17 protein-coding genes are annotated in these 17,518 nt (G+C 67.3%); 7 read left to right on the plus strand and 10 right to left on the minus strand.

Features of this window, described 5'->3' with window-relative positions; all coding sequences use genetic code 11:
* Positions 1-36: 36 nt before the first annotated feature.
* From F1D05_RS11860 to F1D05_RS11870, 3 genes are all read right to left on the minus strand, one after another.
* Positions 37-1,326, minus strand: a complete 1,290-nt coding sequence (locus F1D05_RS11860; RefSeq protein WP_185447602.1) for a glycerophosphodiester phosphodiesterase family protein — start codon at positions 1,324-1,326, stop codon at positions 37-39.
* Between the two features lie 138 nt (positions 1,327-1,464).
* Positions 1,465-2,064 carry a CGNR zinc finger domain-containing protein gene (locus F1D05_RS11865; protein ID WP_185447603.1) on the minus strand — a complete coding sequence of 200 codons (600 nt, stop codon included), beginning with the start codon at positions 2,062-2,064 and terminating at the stop codon, positions 1,465-1,467.
* A 41-nt stretch (positions 2,065-2,105) separates the two neighbouring features.
* Positions 2,106-2,969, minus strand: coding sequence for an RNA polymerase sigma-70 factor (locus F1D05_RS11870; protein ID WP_206686178.1), 864 nt, complete (start codon positions 2,967-2,969; stop codon positions 2,106-2,108).
* A 162-nt stretch (positions 2,970-3,131) separates the two neighbouring features.
* Between F1D05_RS11870 and F1D05_RS11875 the strand changes: the two genes are divergently transcribed.
* Positions 3,132-3,623: a carboxymuconolactone decarboxylase family protein gene (locus tag F1D05_RS11875; protein WP_185447605.1), complete on the plus strand. Its 492-nt coding sequence runs from the start codon at positions 3,132-3,134 to the stop codon at positions 3,621-3,623.
* Here the strand turns inward: F1D05_RS11875 and F1D05_RS11880 are convergent.
* Genes F1D05_RS11880 through F1D05_RS11895 form a run of 4 tightly spaced genes read right to left on the minus strand, consistent with a single transcriptional unit; the run spans position 3,620 to position 8,828 of the window.
* Positions 3,620-5,692, minus strand: coding sequence for a DUF4185 domain-containing protein (locus F1D05_RS11880; protein ID WP_185447606.1), 2,073 nt, complete (start codon positions 5,690-5,692; stop codon positions 3,620-3,622). The genes F1D05_RS11875 and F1D05_RS11880 overlap by 4 nt on opposite strands.
* A 10-nt stretch (positions 5,693-5,702) precedes the next feature.
* Entirely contained in the window at positions 5,703-6,500 is a 798-nt protein-coding gene (locus tag F1D05_RS11885) for a carbohydrate ABC transporter permease (RefSeq protein ID WP_185447607.1), read from the minus strand.
* Positions 6,490-7,446 (minus strand): carbohydrate ABC transporter permease, encoded by a 957-nt coding sequence (locus F1D05_RS11890; RefSeq protein WP_185447608.1) that lies wholly within the window; start codon positions 7,444-7,446, stop codon positions 6,490-6,492. Before F1D05_RS11890 ends, F1D05_RS11885 begins: the two co-directional genes overlap by 11 nt.
* Positions 7,446-8,828, minus strand: coding sequence for an ABC transporter substrate-binding protein (locus tag F1D05_RS11895; RefSeq protein ID WP_185447610.1), 1,383 nt, complete (start codon positions 8,826-8,828; stop codon positions 7,446-7,448). The genes F1D05_RS11890 and F1D05_RS11895 overlap by 1 nt, the downstream gene beginning before the upstream one ends.
* Before the next feature lie 234 nt (positions 8,829-9,062).
* On the opposite strand from F1D05_RS11895, the gene F1D05_RS11900 reads away from it, so the two are divergent.
* From F1D05_RS11900 to F1D05_RS11910, 3 genes are read left to right on the plus strand one after another with little or no spacing between them, the layout of a single operon-like run.
* Positions 9,063-9,752: a KpsF/GutQ family sugar-phosphate isomerase gene (locus F1D05_RS11900; RefSeq protein WP_185447612.1), complete on the plus strand. Its 690-nt coding sequence runs from the start codon at positions 9,063-9,065 to the stop codon at positions 9,750-9,752.
* Positions 9,749-10,726 (plus strand): ribokinase, encoded by a 978-nt coding sequence (locus tag F1D05_RS11905; protein ID WP_246486616.1) that lies wholly within the window; start codon positions 9,749-9,751, stop codon positions 10,724-10,726. The genes F1D05_RS11900 and F1D05_RS11905 overlap by 4 nt, the downstream gene beginning before the upstream one ends.
* Before the next feature lie 49 nt (positions 10,727-10,775).
* On the plus strand, positions 10,776-11,777 hold the full coding sequence (locus F1D05_RS11910; RefSeq protein WP_185447614.1) for a LacI family DNA-binding transcriptional regulator: 1,002 nt from the start codon (positions 10,776-10,778) through the stop codon (positions 11,775-11,777).
* A gap of 150 nt (positions 11,778-11,927) precedes the next feature.
* On the opposite strand, the gene F1D05_RS11915 is transcribed toward F1D05_RS11910, so the two are convergent.
* Both F1D05_RS11915 and F1D05_RS11920 read right to left on the minus strand, forming a co-directional pair.
* A complete protein-coding gene (locus F1D05_RS11915; protein WP_246486617.1) occupies positions 11,928-12,914 on the minus strand; it encodes an NAD-dependent dehydratase in 987 nt (328 codons plus the stop codon).
* Entirely contained in the window at positions 12,905-13,768 is an 864-nt protein-coding gene (locus F1D05_RS11920; protein ID WP_185447616.1) for a phosphotransferase, read from the minus strand. Before F1D05_RS11920 ends, F1D05_RS11915 begins: the two co-directional genes overlap by 10 nt.
* 114 nt (positions 13,769-13,882) lie before the next feature.
* Here F1D05_RS11920 and dapD point away from each other — a divergent pair, with 114 nt between their 5' ends.
* Both dapD and F1D05_RS11930 read left to right on the plus strand, forming a co-directional pair.
* The gene (gene dapD, locus F1D05_RS11925) at positions 13,883-14,821 is read left to right on the plus strand and encodes a 2,3,4,5-tetrahydropyridine-2,6-dicarboxylate N-succinyltransferase (RefSeq protein ID WP_185447618.1); all 939 of its coding nucleotides are present in this window, start codon (positions 13,883-13,885) and stop codon (positions 14,819-14,821) included.
* Between the two features lie 106 nt (positions 14,822-14,927).
* The gene (locus F1D05_RS11930; RefSeq protein ID WP_428995013.1) at positions 14,928-15,899 is read left to right on the plus strand and encodes a hypothetical protein; all 972 of its coding nucleotides are present in this window, start codon (positions 14,928-14,930) and stop codon (positions 15,897-15,899) included.
* Positions 15,900-15,972: 73 nt separating this feature from the next.
* Here the strand turns inward: F1D05_RS11930 and fdxA are convergent, their stop codons facing one another.
* Complete coding sequence (gene fdxA / locus F1D05_RS11935; RefSeq protein WP_184797405.1) at positions 15,973-16,299, minus strand: ferredoxin; 327 nt, start codon at positions 16,297-16,299, stop codon at positions 15,973-15,975.
* A 116-nt stretch (positions 16,300-16,415) separates the two neighbouring features.
* Here fdxA and F1D05_RS11940 point away from each other — a divergent pair, with 116 nt between their 5' ends.
* The gene (locus F1D05_RS11940) at positions 16,416-17,345 is read left to right on the plus strand and encodes a GNAT family N-acetyltransferase (protein WP_185447622.1); all 930 of its coding nucleotides are present in this window, start codon (positions 16,416-16,418) and stop codon (positions 17,343-17,345) included.
* Positions 17,346-17,518 lie beyond the last annotated feature (173 nt).

Below are 17,518 nucleotides of genomic sequence, written 5' to 3' on the forward strand. Positions count from 1 at the left end.
CAAAAGCACCGTTTGCGGGCCCGTCTCCTGATTGGTCTAGTTCGGTGTGGTGAAGCTGAGGGAGTCTGCGGTGAAGCCCTGGCCCGGGGGTGAGGTGGTCGACCAGACGGTGAGGCCGATCCGGTTGCCGGTAGCAACGGAACTGTAGATCACGGACAGCCGCTGCCAGCCGGCCGCCGCAGTGATCGTGGCCGTCTTGGAACCGACGATGGCGCCGGCGGAGTTTCGTTCGCGGACATAAAGGTTCAGCTTCTGGCCGGCAACGTCGGGTTTGACCCAGACACCGGCCGTGTAGGCCCTACCCGCAACACTCGCGTACGTCGTACCGTCCAAAGTCTCAGGCTTGCTGGTAAAGCCGTGCCGGCCGGCCGCCGTCGAGCCATTCACCGACCGGACCCCGTAACTGCCGTCATACCCACCCGACACCCGCGTGTTCACCGAACTCGCGGACCATTTTCCGGCCCAGCCGGTCAAATCAGTCTCGACACTCTTGTTGGCAACGAACTCCTGAACGCCAGGCGTCGATGTACCGGACGGGCAGGTCGCCGCTGCCCAGTGCAGGTAGTCGGCGACCTTGTTCGTGATGATCGCGTCGACGCCTAGCTGCCGCAGGTTTGCCCACGCGGAAGGACTGTTCGCGACCCAGGCCTTCACGTCGAAGCCTCGGTAGTGCAGGTCCGAGACCCGCGCCGCCGTGACGTAGGTGTACTCCAGGTTCTCGCTGACCACGCCGCCCGGCGCCGGCACGATCGGGTCGTAGCCCAGGATCTCCACCGTCAAAGCAGGATCGGCCACCTTCAGGTGCTGGACGGTCGGGAAGCGGTTGGCGAACGCCATCACATGAACGCGAGACTCCAGACCTCTCAGCTTGGTCAGCAGAATCTGCTCCTGCGCAGCGGTGATCCCCGCCGCCTTGACCTCCAGCAGGAGATTGCGCCCAGGCGCCGCGGTGACGACGGCGAGCAGCTGATCCAGCGTCGGCGGATGTTGCCCGTCCGGCATGGTCAGCCCCAGGAACTTGGCGGCAGTCATCTTGGCGATCGCCCCGGTGCCGTTCGTCATCGCGTCGACGGTCGCGTCGTGCATGATGACCGGCACCGAGTCGGAGGTGAAGTGCACGTCGGACTCGACCCACTTCGAACCCGCGGCAAAGCTTGCCTTGAAGGCGTTCAGGCTGTTCTCGGCCGGGCCGCCGTAGGTGGCGTTGCCCCGGTGCGCGATACCGGTCGGGCACGGCAGCGGGGTCGCGGCCTCGGCACTATTAATATTGCCCACGGCAACCAAAAGAGTGGCGATCAGAACCAGAGCGGAGCGACGAGGAGTCATGGCAGGTCCTACCCCTGGAAAGTCGGAAGACCAACGAGAAGGTGCTGCACCATCGACATTTCCGTGCGCTGGTAGCGCGCCGACATCCTCTGGGGGACCCGCTTGTAACGCTTGCTCTAACCCTTCGCGCTGAGCAGGTTACGTGCTGTGTTTGCGCTGGTAGTGCCGATTGACCCGTTCGCGGTTTCCGCACGACGGGGAACACCAGGTCTGGCGGGGATCGTCCTGCAGGAAGTACTTCACGCAGCGAGCCGCCGGGCAGGCGCGCAGCCGGGCTCGATCGGGACCGATCAAGAAGTCGATCCCCGAGCGTCCGACAGCACCAATCAGCAGCACGGTCGGGTCTGAAGAACGCCCCGACCAGACAGTTGCAGGCGAGCCATCCGCAGGCCACTCCAACTGTGCAGTGCCCAACTTGTCCGCAGCCTTGTTCAGCACCGCCAGCGCGACCTCAGGCTCCAGCAGCCGGTCCGCATCCGCACGGCTTGGCGGAGCCGGGCTGACGGCCCGGGCAAACAGCGAACGGACCGCACGCCGTACTCCGACCAGCGCCTGCCGAAGGTCCTCATCCACAGCCAAGGCCGAGGCATCAAAAGAACGACCCAGTACTTCGGACGCCAGCGGCCCGTTGTCGCGAAGCCAGTCGGCCACCCCGGCATCCGTCGCCAGGAGATCCGCGACGCCGCCCTGGCCGTCATGCCGGATGGTCGTGGCAAGCTCGAACGCCAGCGTGGTCATGCCGGCAAGTCTAATGGCAAACCAGCCTCATCCCGTGTGGATCAACGGCTGACAGCGGTCGCCTGCGCGATCCGGGACAGCTTCTCGGGGTTGCGTACGGCGTACAGGCCGGTGATGAGGCCGCCATCGATGCGAGCGGCCAGCACGGCGTCGACCTCGCCGTTGAGCCGGACGAACAGTGCCGGGTAGCCGTTGACCTCGACCGGCTGCAGCGAGACGCCGGCAGAGATCCGGCTCAGCACACCGGCCACCTGATCCGCGCCCACGATCGGGTCAAGCGCGGCCTGTACGACGCCGCCGCCGTCCGTCAGCAGGACGACGTCGGGTGCGAGCACGTCGAGCAGGCGTTGCAGGTCACCCGTTTCGACTGCCCGCTGGAACGCCCCGAGGACATCGCGGCTCTCGGCAGGTGAAACCACCTGGCGTGGCCGTCGGGCGGCGACGTGGGCACGCGCCCGATGCGCGATCTGGCGGACCGCGGCCTGCTTCTTGTCGACGGCCGCCGCGATCTCGTCGTACTCGAGTCCGAACACGTCCCGCAGTACGAAGACCGCCCGCTCGGTCGGCGCGAGGGTCTCCAGCACCAGCAGCATCGCCATCGAGACGCTGTCGGCCAGCTCGACGTTCTCGGCCACGTCGGGCGTTGTCAGCAGCGGCTCGGGCAGCCAGGGACCGACATAGGACTCCTTGCGGCGCCGGAGCGTGCGTAGCCTGGTCAGCGCCTGGCGGGTGGTGATCCGGACCAGGTAGGCACGCTGATCCCGCACTTCGTCGAGGTCGACACCTGACCAGCGCAGCCAGGTCTCCTGGAGAACGTCCTCGGCATCCGCGGCCGAGCCCAGCATCTCGTAGGCGACGGTGAACAGCAGGTTGCGGTGGGCAACGAACGCCTCGGTCGCGGACAACGTGAACTCCTGTCTATTCTCGGGTCGATCCACAAGACACCGGCCCGCGGCGCTTTGTGACACCGACGATCGGTGGCACGCGTCACACGGTCCACGCTGTCACACGCATCGGCTCATCGGCCTCTCATGGTCACCAAGAACCCAACGACCGAGGACGATGTGATGGAACCCCGTTTGAACCTGCAGACCAACGAGTTCGCCGCCAAGATCGGCAAGCGGTTCGCCGGCGTCGGCCTGGCGCTCCAGCAGTCGCCGCTCCCCCGAACCACCCAGGAACTGGTGATGCTGCGCGCCAGCCAGATCAACGGTTGCGGCTTCTGCGTCGACTTCCACACCAAGGAGGCCGGGGCCGCCGGGGAGACGACGCTCCGGCTCCACCTGGTCGCCGCCTGGCGCGAGACGACCGTGTTCACCGAGGCGGAGCGGGCCGCGCTTGCACTCGCCGAGGAGGGCACCCGGCTCGCCGACGCCAATCACGGCGTGTCCGACGAGACCTGGGCCGACGTACGCAAGCACTACGACGAGGACCAGACCGGCGCCCTGGTCTACCTGGTCGCCATGGTCAACGCGGCCAACCGGATCGGCGTGATCGTCCGGAACAAGGGCGGCTCCTACCAGCCCGGCATGTTCGCCGAGCTGGTCAACCAAGCCTAGGAGACGGTGAAGTCGTCGACCTGGATGAAGGTGTCGGTACCCGGAGCCGTGAACCCGGCGTACAGGGTGATCGCCTGTACGCCGGGCGGCACGGTGACCGTCACCTCGTGGTGGACGTAGCCGGTCGATGCGCCGAAGGTCTGCTCACCCAGAACCTCGCTGCCATCGGCACCAACCCGTACTCCGAAGCGACCGCCGCCTGCGGGAAGCGCCGCCGACGCGTTGATCCAGGAGCCGAACGTGTACGTCGTACCGGGTTTCACCGGGATCACCTGGGTGAGCGCGCTCCACCCGGTCCCCGACGTACGGATCCAGCCGTTGTTCGCACCCGAGTGGGCGAACCCGAGTCCACGGTCGACCCCGTTGGCAGCTGTGCCCTCGAAAAGCCAGGCCGGCTTGCCGCTACCGGTCGCCTCGAACCCACCGTCAGCCAGCTCGACGGCGTACCGGACGGCAACCTCGGAGACCGAGGTGAAGCTTCGGGTGCCACCCGGCAGCCCGATCACCCGGACGCCATCGGTCTCCACCGCGGGGAAGGTCAGTGTGTAGGTCGTGTTGGCACCTGCCGACGCATCCCCTGGATACGCGGGCGCCACCGACTGGGACCCGACCTCGACCCAGGAACCGTTCTGCTTCACCTGCACCCGCGGCCGTCCGGTGAAGTAGCCGCCCTGCGCCGAGACCGCACCGGGGGTGAAGTCGACCCGGTTCACCTTGTGCTTCGCCGGCCAGGTGTAGCCCCACCACGAGGCGCCCTTCACTTCGTCGTCGAAGTCGTTCTCGCTGCCGGTGGTCGCGCCGTCGTTCAGCAACGCCAGACTGCCGCTCTGCGAAGACTTCGAGATCGCTACCGCCCCGGTCGAGGGCGCGGCAAGATTCGCATCCCCGGGCAGATCGGTGACCGGCGCCGTCGAGGAGGGCGTGAGCACCACCTTGCGGAGGTTGAAGTTGTAGACCGAGGTCCCGATCCCCCCACCGCCGCAGGGACAGACGTTCGCCTGCAGATACATCGTTCTACCGTCCGGCTGAACGAACTTGGACGGGATGGTCACGCCGTACCCGCCGTACTTCGAGGTCGACCACGGGTATCCGCTGAAGTCCTTGCTCAGGAAGTGCTTCCACGGACCCCAGGGAGTCGGCGACTCGTAGAACTCGAAGGTGTACTCGGTCCACGAGGTGTAGACGTACCGCTTCTGCTGCGGGAGATAGGTGACTCCGCCCTGGCTGATCACACTCAGGTTGCTCCCGTTGGTCCCGTACGTCTGCGCGTAGAGCCGTCGCTGATCGGTGAGGACGGGCATGCGGTCCTTCACCTGCCGCGACCATGACGGCTTGCCGCGATCGTTGCTTCCAGCAAAGAACTCCCAGGCGCGCCGGTCCTGCACCCTGGACTTCGCGACCCGGGCCATGAACACGCTCTGCGGGTCCACGACCGTGTCGTCGAAGGAGTCGCGCCAGTTGCCGTCCAGCCCGTACGCATAGACGTAGCCGTCCGGCGCGGCAGCACCACCCTTGCCGAAGTCGGCGAACCAGATCGTGGTGAACACGTGGTCGGAGAACATCGGCTTGTGCTTGTCCCACGTCCAGGTCCGGCCGTGGTCGGTCGACTTCGCGATCGTCGCGGCCGGGACGTCGTTGAAGTCGAGCGCGAGGTCCTGCACCGCGACGTACATCGTGTCGCCGACACACACCATCCCGGTCGGCTTACGGTTGTACCCCGCACCGCTCCAGACCGAGCCGACCTCGTCGCCGCGCGCGACCGTCGTACCGGAGAGGTCGCCGACGTCGCCCTTGATCTCGCTGACGGCGACGTCCGCGAAGTCGCCGTCCAGGCTGAACCCCTTCCCGTCGCCGTTCGCGGAGTACAGGTTGCCGTTGCCGGCCCAGCAGGACGGCCAAAGATCGCCGTCGCTCCGGCTGGGCAGGGCCTTCGTCTCGACGGTCGTCGTCCCGACGAAGGTGCTCGCGCCCGACGACGAAGACGACGAGACCGGCCCCGAGGACTGGGTGAGCAGGACGGCGGAGCCGAAGATCAACGGCAGCGCTGCGACGAGAGCCCCACGCTTCATGAGGTGCCTTTCACTTCAGGCCGGTGGTCTTCATCGCGTCGACCAGGCGCTTCTGGCCGGCGACGAAGACGACGACGGTGGGGATCGCGGCGATCACCGCGGCGGCGAGGATGAGGTTCCAGGCCGAGGCGTACTGCCCCTGCATGCCGGAGATGCCGAGCTGGATCACGCGCAGATCCGGATTCCGAGTGATGGTGAGCGGCCAGAGGAACGCGTTCCAGTTCGCCAGGAAGAACAGCACCGACAGCGAGGCGAGCACCGGTCGGCTGAGCGGCAGGATGACACTCCAGTACCGGCGCCAGTAGCCGCAGCCGTCCAGGTCGGCCGCCTCCTCCAGCTCGCGCGGGATGTTCAGGTAGTACTGCCGGAGCAGGAAGATGCCGAAGGCATGGAAGATGCTCGGCACGATCAGGCCCGCATAGCTGTCAAGCAGGCCGAGCTGCTTGGCCACCAGGAACAGCGGCACCAGGATCACCGGCAGCGACACGAGCAGCGTCGACATGATGCCGGAGAAGATGATCCCGCGTCCTGGGAAGCGCAGCCGGGCGAGCGCGTAGGCCGCCATCGAGTGGAAGAACAACGCCACCACGGTGACGATCACCGACACGATCGCGCTGTTCAGCAGGAACCGCGGCAACGGGACCTTCAGCAGGACGTACTGCAGGTTGTCCAGCGTCCAACTCGACGGCCACCCGAAGGAGAACACGTCTTCGGCCGGCTTCAGCGCGCTGATCAGGATCCACAGCAGCGGCGCCACGGCAATGATCGCCAGGACGTGCGCGAGGATGGGGAAGAATTTAGTCCTCATCGAAGCGACCTCCTCGGGTGAAGGCGAACATGAGGCCGGTACAGAGCACCAGCATCGCCACCACCACCGTGGTCAGCGCGGCGGCGTACCCCATGTTGTTGAAGGTGAACGCCTGCTCGTAGATGTAGAGCACGACCGTGCTGGTCGCCCGGGCCGGACCGCCCTTGGTGAGCACGTAGACCAGGTCGAAGGCCTGCAGGCCGGTGACCGCGCCGATGGTCGAGTTCACCACCACGAAGAAGCTGGTCGGCCGGAGCAGCGGCCAGATCACGAAGCGGAACCGCTGCCACGCATTGGCGCCGTCGATCTCGGCCGCGTCCTCGAGCTCCTTCGGCACGTCCTTCAGGCCGGCCAGGAAGACCAGCATCTGGTAGCCCATCAGGAACCACACGCTGATCAAGACATAGGTGCCCAGGGCAAGGGACGGCGTACCGAGGAACGACACGTCACCCAGGCCGAGCGGTGCCAGCAGGTTCGAGATCGCGCCCCGCTTGTCGACCAGCAGGAACTGCCAGATCAGACCGACCACGACCAGGCTGACGACGTTCGGCAGGAAGAACGCCGACCGGACCCAGCCGATCCCCTTGAAGTGGTTCCGGACCAGCATGGCCAGCGCGAAGCTCACCACGAAGGCGATCGGCACGAAGGTGATCACGTAGGTCCCGGTCACCTTGAGCGCGGCCCAGAGCTGGTCGTCGGATCCCATCAGCTGGTAGTTGGCCAGCCCGACGTACTTGTAGTTGCCGAAGCCGTCGACCTTGAAGAACGCGACGCCGAAGGCGAGCACCATCGGCAACGCGACGAAGACGATCAAGCCGATCACGTCCGGCGCCAGGAACGCGTACGCCGCCAGCGCCTCGCGCCGCTTCTTCGACGCCGGGGCTTTGGCCCGCCGCGGCCTCGTGACCGCGGCGGGCTGACTCGGGGGTGCTGTCGTGGTCACCATCAGCTGATGGGCGCGCCCTGGTAGGTCTTCAGGAAGGTGTCGATCCGGGCCGCGGCATCAGCGGCCGCCTTGCCGGGATCGGTGCCGTTCAGCTGGCAGGCCTGGATCGCGTCGGCGATCGGCTGGTACACCTCCGGTGGGAACCGCGGCTCCGGCTGACCGCTCGGCGCGATCTCGCTGACGAACTTCTTCAGCACGCCCTCGCCGAAAGCCCCCTTCGCGTCCGCGGCGGTCTGGACCGACTTGCGCGGCGGCACGTTGGTCTTCACCACGGTGTTCCACTGCCGCTGCCGCTCCACACCTTCGGCGTCGGTCGAGCCGAGCGCCCAGGTGATGAACTTCGCGGCCGCCTCGGGGTTGGCTCCCTTCGCGTTCGCCACGAACGCCCAGCCGCCCAGGTCGGTGGCCGCCTTGCCGCCGTCGGGAGTCGGCAGCGGGATGATTCCGTACTTGAAGTTCTTGGCCTTCGTGCGCATGTCCGAGACGGCCCAGATGCCGCTCTGCTGCATCGCGACGGCGCCCGAGCCGAGGTTGGACAAGACGTCACCGCCGCCATCGCCGAGCGCCTTGCGCGGGGCGACCTTGTTCTTGATCGTGTCCTGCCAGAACTTCAGCGCCTGGACCGCGGCCGGCGAGTCGAAGGCGACCTTGCCGTCCTTGATCGGAGTGCCGCCGCCCTGCCAGAGGAACGGGTACCAGGTGAAGTTCTGGTAGTAGCCGGGCAGCGTCTCGAACATCACGCCGTTGCGCTTGTCGCCGGTCAGCTTCTGCGCGACGGCGAGCGTCTGGTCCCAGGTCTTCGGCAGATCCGCCTCGGACAGGCCGGCCTTCTCGAAGGCGCTCTCGCTGTAGTACATCGCCAGCGGCTCGATCTCCATCGGCAGGCCGTAGACCTTGCCCTCGACCGACCTGGCTTCCAGCAGACCGGGCAGGTAGTCGCTCTTCGACTCCGCCGGGAGCGCCGAGGACAGGTCCTGCAGTACGCCGCCGTTGTAATAGCGGAGGAAGTCGCCGGGGCTGATCAGGAAGATGTCCGGGCCCTTGCCGGACTGGAAGGCCGTCTGCAGGGTCGAGCCGTTCAGGTAGTCCTTGCTCGGGATGTAGCGCAGCTTGACCTTGACGTCGTTGTTGGCGTTCCACTTCTCAGCGACGTCGACGAACCACTTGCTCTGCGGGTTCGCGTCGTCGGCCGGACCGTAGAAGTTCCAGAACGACAGCTCCTTGCCGCTGCCGCCACCGGAGTCGTCACCACCGCACGCGGTCAGCAGCGGACCCCCGACCGCCGAGGCAGCGAGCGCGCCGAGACCGCCGCGCAGGACACTTCGCCGGCTGAGCGGCCTTGCAGGACTGTGCGGCCTTGCAGAGAGGGGCGTTGCGGACATCAGGGACTCCAGGGGTTTTCGACCGTCCGGGCGGGCAATCGATTTCTCACAAATTACGAGCATCGCCGGGGAGGGTCAAGGGTTTCGGCCGGCTCAGTTTGATCAGATCCCCCTGTGTCCTTGTTTTGAACAGTTCGAGCAGGATGCAGCCGTTGACACTGTGCCGCCAGGTTGCCTACTCTTCGGAAATCGATTTCTGGCGTTTGTCGGGAGAGTGAGGCGAGAATGCCAGTTGTGCCGAACCGTGCGGGCGCCCACCGCACGGCCAGCGAGCTGCCCCGGGATCTGGTGACGCGTGGGCTGGATGCCGCCCGGAGCGCGATCGAGACCGAGGCGGCCGCGGTCGCGGCCCTGGCTGACCGGCTCGACGGGGTGTTCCTCGACGTACTGACCGCGGTCGCCGGCTGCGAAGGACATCTGGTCGTCACCGGGCTCGGCAAGTCCGGCCTGGTCGGGCGCAAGATCGCCGCCACCCTCGCCAGTACAGGCACCCCGGCCACCTTCATCCACGCCGGCGACGCCCTGCACGGCGACTCCGGCGCGGTCACCTCTCGCGATCTCGTTCTCGCCCTGTCCGCGTCAGGCGAGACCGCCGAGGTCTGCGCGTTCGCCCGGATGCTCACCGAGCGGGACATCCCGGTGATCGCGATGACCGGCGCCGAGGAGTCCACGCTGGCGAAGCTGGCCACCTACACGCTCGACACGATGGTCCTGCGCGAGGCCGATCCGCTGAACCTGGCTCCGACCGCATCGACAACCGCCGCGCTGGTGATGGGCGACGCGCTCGCCTGCGCCCTCGTAGTACTGCGGGACTTCACTCACCAGGACTTCGCCCAGTTCCATCCGTCGGGGGCACTGGGCCGCAAGCTGCTCGGCCTCGATCTCGACCTCGGTCCCGGTCTCGGTCTTGGGGACGACGCGTGAGTCGGCGGTACGACGTGTGCGTGCTCGGCTCGTTCATGAAGGACCTGGTCGCCAGTGCGGAGCGGCGCCCGTTGCCCGGGGAGACCTTGCACGGCACCGGTTTCGCGGAGTTCCTCGGCGGCAAAGGCGTGAACCAGGCGATCGCGGCGGCCCGGATGGGCGCCCGGACGGCGATCGTGGGGACCATCGGCGACGACCGGTACGGCGAGGAGTTCCTCGAGCTGCTCAAGACGGACGGGGTCGACACCGAGTGGGTGATGCGGCATCCGGAGCTCGGCACCGGGGTCGGGCTGCCGCTCGTCCTGCCCGACGGCGGCAATTCGATCATCATCGTGTCCCGCGCGAACGCGGCGATCACGCCGGCCGACATCGAGGCGGCCGGCGAGGTGCTGACGGCGAGCGGCGTACTGAGTGTCCAGCTGGAACTCCCGGTCGAGGCGAGCCGTGCTGCCCTGCAGCTCGCCTCGACCGCGGGCGTCACGACGATCCTGACCCCGGCACCGGTGGGGACGGTCGATCCTTCGCTGGGCGAGTTCGTCGACATCCTGGTGCCGAACGAGGTGGAGGCGGCCGCCTTGACCGGGCTCGACTGCGACGACGAATCCCATGTCCGGGCGATTGCCCGGCAGTTGGCTGCGGACTGGGATCTCCGCGGCTGCGTGGTCACTCTCGGCTCGCGTGGCGCCTTCGTTCTCGACCGGGTCGCCGGTGAGGAGATCCGGGTCCCGGCGCACCGGGTCGCGACTGTCGATACGGTCGGCGCGGGCGATGCCTTCTGCGGATCGCTCGCGGCTTCGCTGGCAGCCGGCGCCGGCCTTGCGGACGCAGTACGGCTTGCCAATGCCGCAGGCGCACTTTCGACCACCGTCAACGGTGCCGCCGTCTCCGCGCCTGGCCGTTCCGCTGCCGAGGCGCTTCTCGACGCGCAACAGGTTGAAGAGTCACCTTTCCCTGTTGGACGGCATTCCTCGTGAGACCCTAGTGCCGTCCAGACGGCAGCTGAGCCTCAAGCGGGGAGCGAGCATGACGACGATCTACGACGTCGCGCGTAGATCCGGCGTGTCGCCGGCGACCGTTTCCCGGGTCCTGAGCGGTCGGCGCAACGTGGATCCGGAGCTGTCCGAGAAGGTCCGCGCCGCCGTCGCCGAGCTCGGCTACCGGCCCAACGGGGTCGCGCGAAACCTGCGCAAGGCGAGTACGAACCTGTGGGCCGTGGTCATCTCCGACATCGAGAACCCGTTCTTCACGTCGCTGGTGCGCGGGCTCGAGGACGTCGCGCAGACCGAGGGTTACCACGTCGTTCTGTGCAACTCCGACGAAGACCCGGCCAAGGAAGCGGCGTACGCGTCCGCGGTGCTGACCGAGCAGATGGCCGGTGTGGTCATCTCCCCGACGTCGACCGCCGAGGGCGTCCGGCAGCTCGCCGACGCGAAGACCCCGCTGGTGCTGATCGACCGCCGGGTCGAAGGCGTCGAGGCCGACACCGTCCTGGTCGACAACGAACACGGCGCTTTCGAAGGTGTCAAGCACCTGATCGACGGCGGTTATCAGCGAATCGCCTGCATCACCGGGCCACGCCGAGTCAGTACTGCGATGGACCGGCTCGCTGGTTATCGCTCGGCCTTGCGCGCGGGCGGGATCAGCTACGACAAGGACCTGGTCCGGCACGCCGACTTCCGCGAGGCCGGCGGGTTCGCGGCGATGGAGAGCCTGCTCGACCTGCCCCAACCGCCCGAGGCGCTGTTCGTCACCAACAACCTGATGACAGTCGGCGCGCTGGAATGCCTGGCAAAACGAGGCCTCCGCGCCCCCGACGACATCGCCATAGTCGGCTTCGACGACATCCCCTGGGCCGACCTGGTCGTCCCCTCCCTCACCACGGTCGCCCAACCGACGTACGAGCTGGGCCGCACCGCCGGCCTCCTTCTCAAAGACCGCATAGCCGCCCCCGGCCGCCCGCCCTCCACGGTGACCCTCCGCACCGAACTCCACGTCCGAGCCACCTCAGCCCCCCGCACCCGCTGACCCGCTCGTACTACGGAAGTACACCCACGCGTCTCCTACGTCACAGCTCCCCCGCCCCGGTCCGCCGCTCCTGGCGTGAGCCGATGCCATCGAGACGTGTTCTGAACCGCGGACTTTCGGAGGAGCGTTCCATCAGCGCCCCTCCCCGCTTTATCTCGACATCAAGATGCATGACGTGAAGATACCCCGCGCTGCGGAAGGTGGGGTGGCGGCGGCGCTGAAGTGCGGACGGGCGGCGTCAGTGGGGAGGTGGAGGTGGGGTGTTGCCGGCCTTGATCCAGTTGACGTAGTCGGTGGCGGATGTTTCGGGTGGCCGGAGGTGGAGGCCGGCCGCGAGGGCTCGGGTGTTGTCGAGTTGGAAGGTGCCGTCGTTGGTGCCGTCGTGGGGTAGGTGGAAACGGTCCATCGAGGGGGCCCAGTCGACCGGCGCGGCAGTCGGTACGGCGGATCGCCAGGCGTCCGCCAACTCGGCCATCGTGCGCGTTGGGCCGACCGCGTTGAACGGCCCGCGATGCGGTCGACCGTGAGGCGGAGTAGGAAGGCGGCCAGGTCGCGCGCGTCGACGTACTGGATCGGTTGATCAGGGCGCGCCGCGCATTCCATCGGTTTGCCAGTCGCGATTGCTGCACCCCAGTTGCCGAAGTCCGGGTTGTAGGGGCCGACGACGAAGCCGGATCGCACCGCCGCCGTACGCGGGCCGAAGACCGACGCCAGCTCGGCTTCGCAGCGGACTTTCTGCGGGCCGTACAGGTCCATGGTGAACTCGTCCTCGCTCGCACCGGAAGGCCAAGCCAGCAAAGGTGCCGACTCGGTCATCCCCGGCGTCATCTTACTCGCGTAGACGGCGATCGAGGACATGAAGGTGTAGTGACCGACGCGATCCCGCAGTACGGCGGCGCTCCGGCGTACGTCGCGCAGCAGGAACCCGGACATATCCACCACGCCATCCCACTCACCGCCGCCCAGCACCTCAGGCGCCGACCGATCCCCCACCAGCCGCGCCACCTCGGGGAACAGCTCGGGACCAGTCAGCCCGCGGTTGAACACAGTCACCTCGTGCCCGTCGCGCAACGCCGTTTCGACCACCTGCCGACCGAGGTTCTTCGTGCCGCCGAGCACCAGCAGCCTCAACGCCACTCCCCCACCTGTTCGTCGAGCTCGGCGACCAGCGAGCCGATCCAGTCCTTCGAGGACGGCACGACACGTTGGCCCTCCGTCACGATCCAGGCCAACGCGCGCACGATGAAGCAGATCCCGCCGACGGCCACCTGCCGGCGTACGAGGTCTTCATCGGCCCCGGACAATTCGATGTAGTAGGCAACGATCGGTCCAGCTTCGTGGCCGACGGCAACGGCATCGCGGACGAGGGTGTAGAGATCGCTGAGATGCGGCGCCAGGTACGCCAACGGCCAGTCGACCGCGGTCCACCGGTGCCCGTCCGTGACCAGGTTCTTCGGCACGAAATCCCCGTGTACTACGGCCGCCGGCGTTTCGTGGTGCAGCCGATCCAGCGCCGGAACCACCGTCGCGATCACCTTGGCAGCGAGGTCGGGACCGATCGCGTCGACCCGGCTTACCAGCTCGGCCAGATCCTCGCCGGTGAACTCGCTCTCACCCTGCACCGGCTGCGAGCGGATCGACGCGAGTATGCCGGCCGACGCCAGGAACCCTTCGGCCAACGGCTCCTGCTCGAGATTGGCCCGGCCGACATCAGCCAGTACAAGCAGTACTGCGTTGTCCGCTGCCGCGTGATGGATCAACTTGGGCGCGGGCAGTCCCAGCGGTACGACGAAGCGCTCGTACGCCGCGGCCTCGCCGGTCTGCGCATCGCTGCCTCGCTTCACGATCACGCTGCGGAGCCCGTAGGACAGCCGCCAGACCTCCGACGAACCCCACTCGCGCAGCAGATCGCCCTTCACTTCGCGGAGGGTGGACGCCTGGGTGGCCGCGAGTACCGGCTCACCCACTTCGTCGATCCAGCCGGGCAACATGCTCAGATCCTTCCCGTCGGGGGCAGCTGCCCAGTAGACCACGGGCGGCTGACCAGCTGCCCTTGAATCAAGACCGGATCCGGCGGCCGACCAGCCATCTGGCAGGCTTTGGGTATGACCGACAACGCCACTCACGCCTGGGGCTACGGCCTTGCCACCGTCACCGAGCAGGGGACCACCCTGGACGTCTGGTATCCCGCCCCCGAACTGGGCGCCGCCCCGGAGGACGTGAAGGCACCGGCCGAGCTGATCGCTGCCGAGGGCAACGACGACCTGCGCCAGGTCCGCCGGGTCGTGGTCAAGACCGAGATCGTCCTCGGCCAGGCGCCGGCCGACGCCGCCGACGCGTATCTGCGGCTGCACCTGCTGTCGCACCGGCTGGTCCGCCCGCACGGCCTCAACCTGGACGGGATTTTCGCCGCCCTGCCGAACAACGCGTGGACCTCGCACGGACCGGTCCCGGTCGAGCAGATCGAGCAGGTCCGGCTCCGGGCTCGCGCCGCCGGGCTGCACCTCGCTGTCACGAGCGTCGACAAATTCCCGCGGATGACGGACTACGTCGTACCGAGTGGGGTCCGGATCGCCGACGCGGACCGGGTCCGGCTGGGCGCGCACCTGGCCGAAGGCACCACTGTCATGCACGAGGGCTTCGTGAACTTCAACGCCGGCACGCTCGGTACGTCGATGGTCGAGGGCCGCATCGTCGCCGGTGTGGTGGTCGACGACGGCAGTGACATCGGCGCGGGCTCGTCGATCATGGGCACCCTTTCCGGCGGCGGCAAGCAGGTCATCTCGATCGGCAAGCGCTGCCTGCTCGGCGCGAACGGCGGTATCGGCATCTCCCTCGGCGACGACTGCGTAGTCGAGGCCGGGCTCTACGTGACCGCCGGTACGAAGGTCACCCTGCCGGACGGCACCGTGGTGAAGGCGCGCGAGCTGTCCGGTCAGCCGGGCCTGCTGTACCTACGCAACTCCGTCACCGGCGCTGTCGAGGCGCGCGCCCGGCAGGGCCAGGGCATCACCCTCAACGAAGCGCTGCACGCCAACGCGTGACCGACAACACCCACGCCAACCAACAGCCGTCGCAGTACGTCGTACTGACTGTGACTGACCCAACGGAACGACGACCCCACCGCCGTACGTTGGAACCCATATGCCGATGAAGCGCGGGCCAATCGTCGCGGTAGCAGCACTGGGGGTGCTCGCCCTCGCTATCGTCGCGGCTATCTCGGCGATCAACGGCAGGGGCGTGGGTCCACTGCTGCCTCCCCGGGAGCAGTGTGAGGCCACGGCCGGCGGCAATTCGGTCGTGCTCGACCTGGAGCAGGCGGAGTCGGCAGCGATCATCGCTGGAATCGCCGTACGGCGTGGGTTGCCGGCCAAGGCCGCGACGATCGCGCTGGCGACGGCGTACCAGGAATCCAACCTGCGCAACCTCAACCATGGTGACCGCGACTCACTCGGGCTCTTCCAGCAACGGCCGTCGCAGGGCTGGGGAACGGCCGCGCAGGTGCGTGACCCTCACTACGCAGCCTGGAGGTTCTACGACGCGCTGGTGAAGGTCCGGAACTACCAGCAACTCGCAGTGACGGTAGCGGCCGACAAGGTGCAGCGCAGCGCCTTCCCCAATGCCTATGCCGACCACGAGGCGGACGCACGGGTGCTGGCATCCGCTCTGACGGGTAACAGCAAGGCGGCTCTCAGCTGCACGATCAACACGTCGTCACTGCAACCAGAGGCGATGGGCACCAACGGCCTGACACCCCGCGCCGAGGCGGTCCGCCAGGACCTGGCCAAAACCTTCGGGACACTTTCCACGGGCGGCTACGAGCCGGGTGGCACCAAATCCGGCCACATGGAGGGTTCGGCGCACTACGACGGCCGCGCGGTCGACATCTTCGTCAAGCCGATCTCCACAGCCAACACCCTCAAAGGCTGGGCGCTCGCGCAGTACCTGGTCGCCCGCGCCGATCACCTGAAGATCCGCACGGTCATCTTCTCCGACCGCATCTGGACAGCAGGCTCCAAGTCCGACAACGGCTGGCGCACCTACACGGCACCGGACCGCCCCGGCAACAAAGACACCCTCCGCCACCTCGACCACGTCCACGTAGACGTCATCGAGAGCTGACTCCCCTGGGGCAGAAACCACACGCGGCTCCCCCAGTTGGTGCTGGAGGAGCCGTGTGGACGTGCTGGACTGGTTACTCGTCGTGTTCCTGCGGGGGCAGGGCCGCGATGAAGGCGTGGTCCTTGTCGATCTTGCCGAGCTTGGACGCGCCCCCGGGGGAACCGAGGTCGTTGAAGAAGTCGACGTTCGCGGTGTAGTAGTCCTTCCACTGCTCCGGGGTGTCGTCTTCGTAGTAGATGGCCTCGACCGGACAGACCGGCTCACACGCTCCGCAGTCGACGCACTCGTCGGGGTGGATGTAAAGCATCCGGTTGCCCTCGTAGATGCAGTCGACGGGGCACTCCTCGACACAAGCGAGGTCCTTGAGGTCAACACACGGCTGCGCGATGACGTAGGTCACTGGTACTCCTCCTATAGCCAGCAAGCGCAGCGGGTCGGGTGCTGCGGTGCGGTGGTGCTCGATGCAGTCTCTAGTATCAGGCTAGTACTACTCCCACTCTGCCAGGAGTCCGCATCGTGTCAGGCCTCAGCGCCCGTGATATCGGCCACCGTGTCGTGGTCCGCCACCGGTTACCGGGCGGTCAGCTGACAGATGTGCTCGGAGTTCTCCAGTCGCTGGACGCCGAATCCCTAGTGGTGCGCCACGCCGACAGCACACCGTACGCCGTACGGCTGGCCGATATCAGCGCTGCAAAACCGATCCCACCGCTCCCCCTGCGCCCGGTGGATGTAGAGCAGCTGTTCCTCACCACAGCGCTCGGCCGGCCCGCCGTGGAGACCTCGTACGTCGGGCAGTGGCTGCTCCGGGCGTCCGAGGGCTGGACCGGCCGGGCCAACTCGCTTCTGCCCGCCGGAGACCCCGGAATGCCTCTAGCTGAGGCGCTGAAGCACACAGAGGCCTTCTACGACGAGCGCGGCCTGCCTCCACTCGCCCTGGTGCGCGTAGGCACAACCCTCGATGCCGAGTTCCGGCAGCAAGGCTGGGTTGAGTCAAGGCCAGGTGAGTCGGACGCCCTAGTCCTGCTTACGTCCCTCGACCTGGTGAACGGCGTACCGGCGTACGAGGTGGAGGTCAACGACCACCCCGACGCCGACTGGTACGGGACCGCCTTTGAGGGCGAAGTACCGGCTCCAGCGCCCGCAGTCATGGAGGGCGCTCCCAAGGCCGTCTTCGCCTCGATCCGCGAGGGCGGGAAGGTCGTAGCCGTCGGCCGTGGCTCGATGACCGGTCACTGGCTCGGCATCGACGGAGTACGCGTCGACCCGGCGTACAGGCGTAGAGGCCTCGCCACTGCGGTGTTGCAGGGCCTAGCTCGCTGGTCCGGAGCCCAGGGCGGTCGCCGCACCTACCTGGAAGTCCTGGAGAGCAACGCGGCCGCTGTCAGCACCTACCTGAGCCTGGGCTACGCAGAGGCGTATCGCTACCGCTATCTGACCAGCCGCTGAGCAGAAGCCGCACCGAGTACCGCGAGCACAGCAAACGCACCCAGTACTACGCTCAGCGCGTCCTGCGGCGAGGTAGTGCCCGAGACGAGCCACGCATAGGCAGAGCCGGACATCGCGACGCCTAGCGCTCCCGAGAGCTGTGCGTTCGTGGCGACGACACCGGACAGGTCCGA

Origin of the sequence: Kribbella qitaiheensis (assembly GCF_014217565.1) — a bacterium.
Lineage (GTDB): Bacteria > Actinomycetota > Actinomycetes > Propionibacteriales > Kribbellaceae > Kribbella > Kribbella qitaiheensis_A.

Excerpts from the sequence above, each read along its gene's own strand:
- F1D05_RS11860 (WP_185447602.1), bottom strand. The coding sequence starts at position 1,326 with ATGACTCCTCGTCGCTCCGCTCTGGTTCTGATCGCCACTCTTTTGGTT.
- F1D05_RS11865 (WP_185447603.1), bottom strand. The coding sequence starts at position 2,064 with ATGACCACGCTGGCGTTCGAGCTTGCCACGACCATCCGGCATGACGGC.
- F1D05_RS11875 (WP_185447605.1), top strand. The coding sequence starts at position 3,132 with ATGGAACCCCGTTTGAACCTGCAGACCAACGAGTTCGCCGCCAAGATC.
- F1D05_RS11880 (WP_185447606.1), bottom strand. The coding sequence starts at position 5,692 with ATGAAGCGTGGGGCTCTCGTCGCAGCGCTGCCGTTGATCTTCGGCTCC.
- F1D05_RS11885 (WP_185447607.1), bottom strand. The coding sequence starts at position 6,500 with ATGAGGACTAAATTCTTCCCCATCCTCGCGCACGTCCTGGCGATCATT.
- F1D05_RS11890 (WP_185447608.1), bottom strand. The coding sequence starts at position 7,446 with ATGGTGACCACGACAGCACCCCCGAGTCAGCCCGCCGCGGTCACGAGG.
- F1D05_RS11895 (WP_185447610.1), bottom strand. The coding sequence starts at position 8,828 with ATGTCCGCAACGCCCCTCTCTGCAAGGCCGCACAGTCCTGCAAGGCCG.
- F1D05_RS11910 (WP_185447614.1), top strand. The coding sequence starts at position 10,776 with ATGACGACGATCTACGACGTCGCGCGTAGATCCGGCGTGTCGCCGGCG.
- F1D05_RS11920 (WP_185447616.1), bottom strand. The coding sequence starts at position 13,768 with ATGTTGCCCGGCTGGATCGACGAAGTGGGTGAGCCGGTACTCGCGGCC.
- dapD (WP_185447618.1), top strand. The coding sequence starts at position 13,883 with ATGACCGACAACGCCACTCACGCCTGGGGCTACGGCCTTGCCACCGTC.
- F1D05_RS11930 (WP_428995013.1), top strand. The coding sequence starts at position 14,928 with ATGAAGCGCGGGCCAATCGTCGCGGTAGCAGCACTGGGGGTGCTCGCC.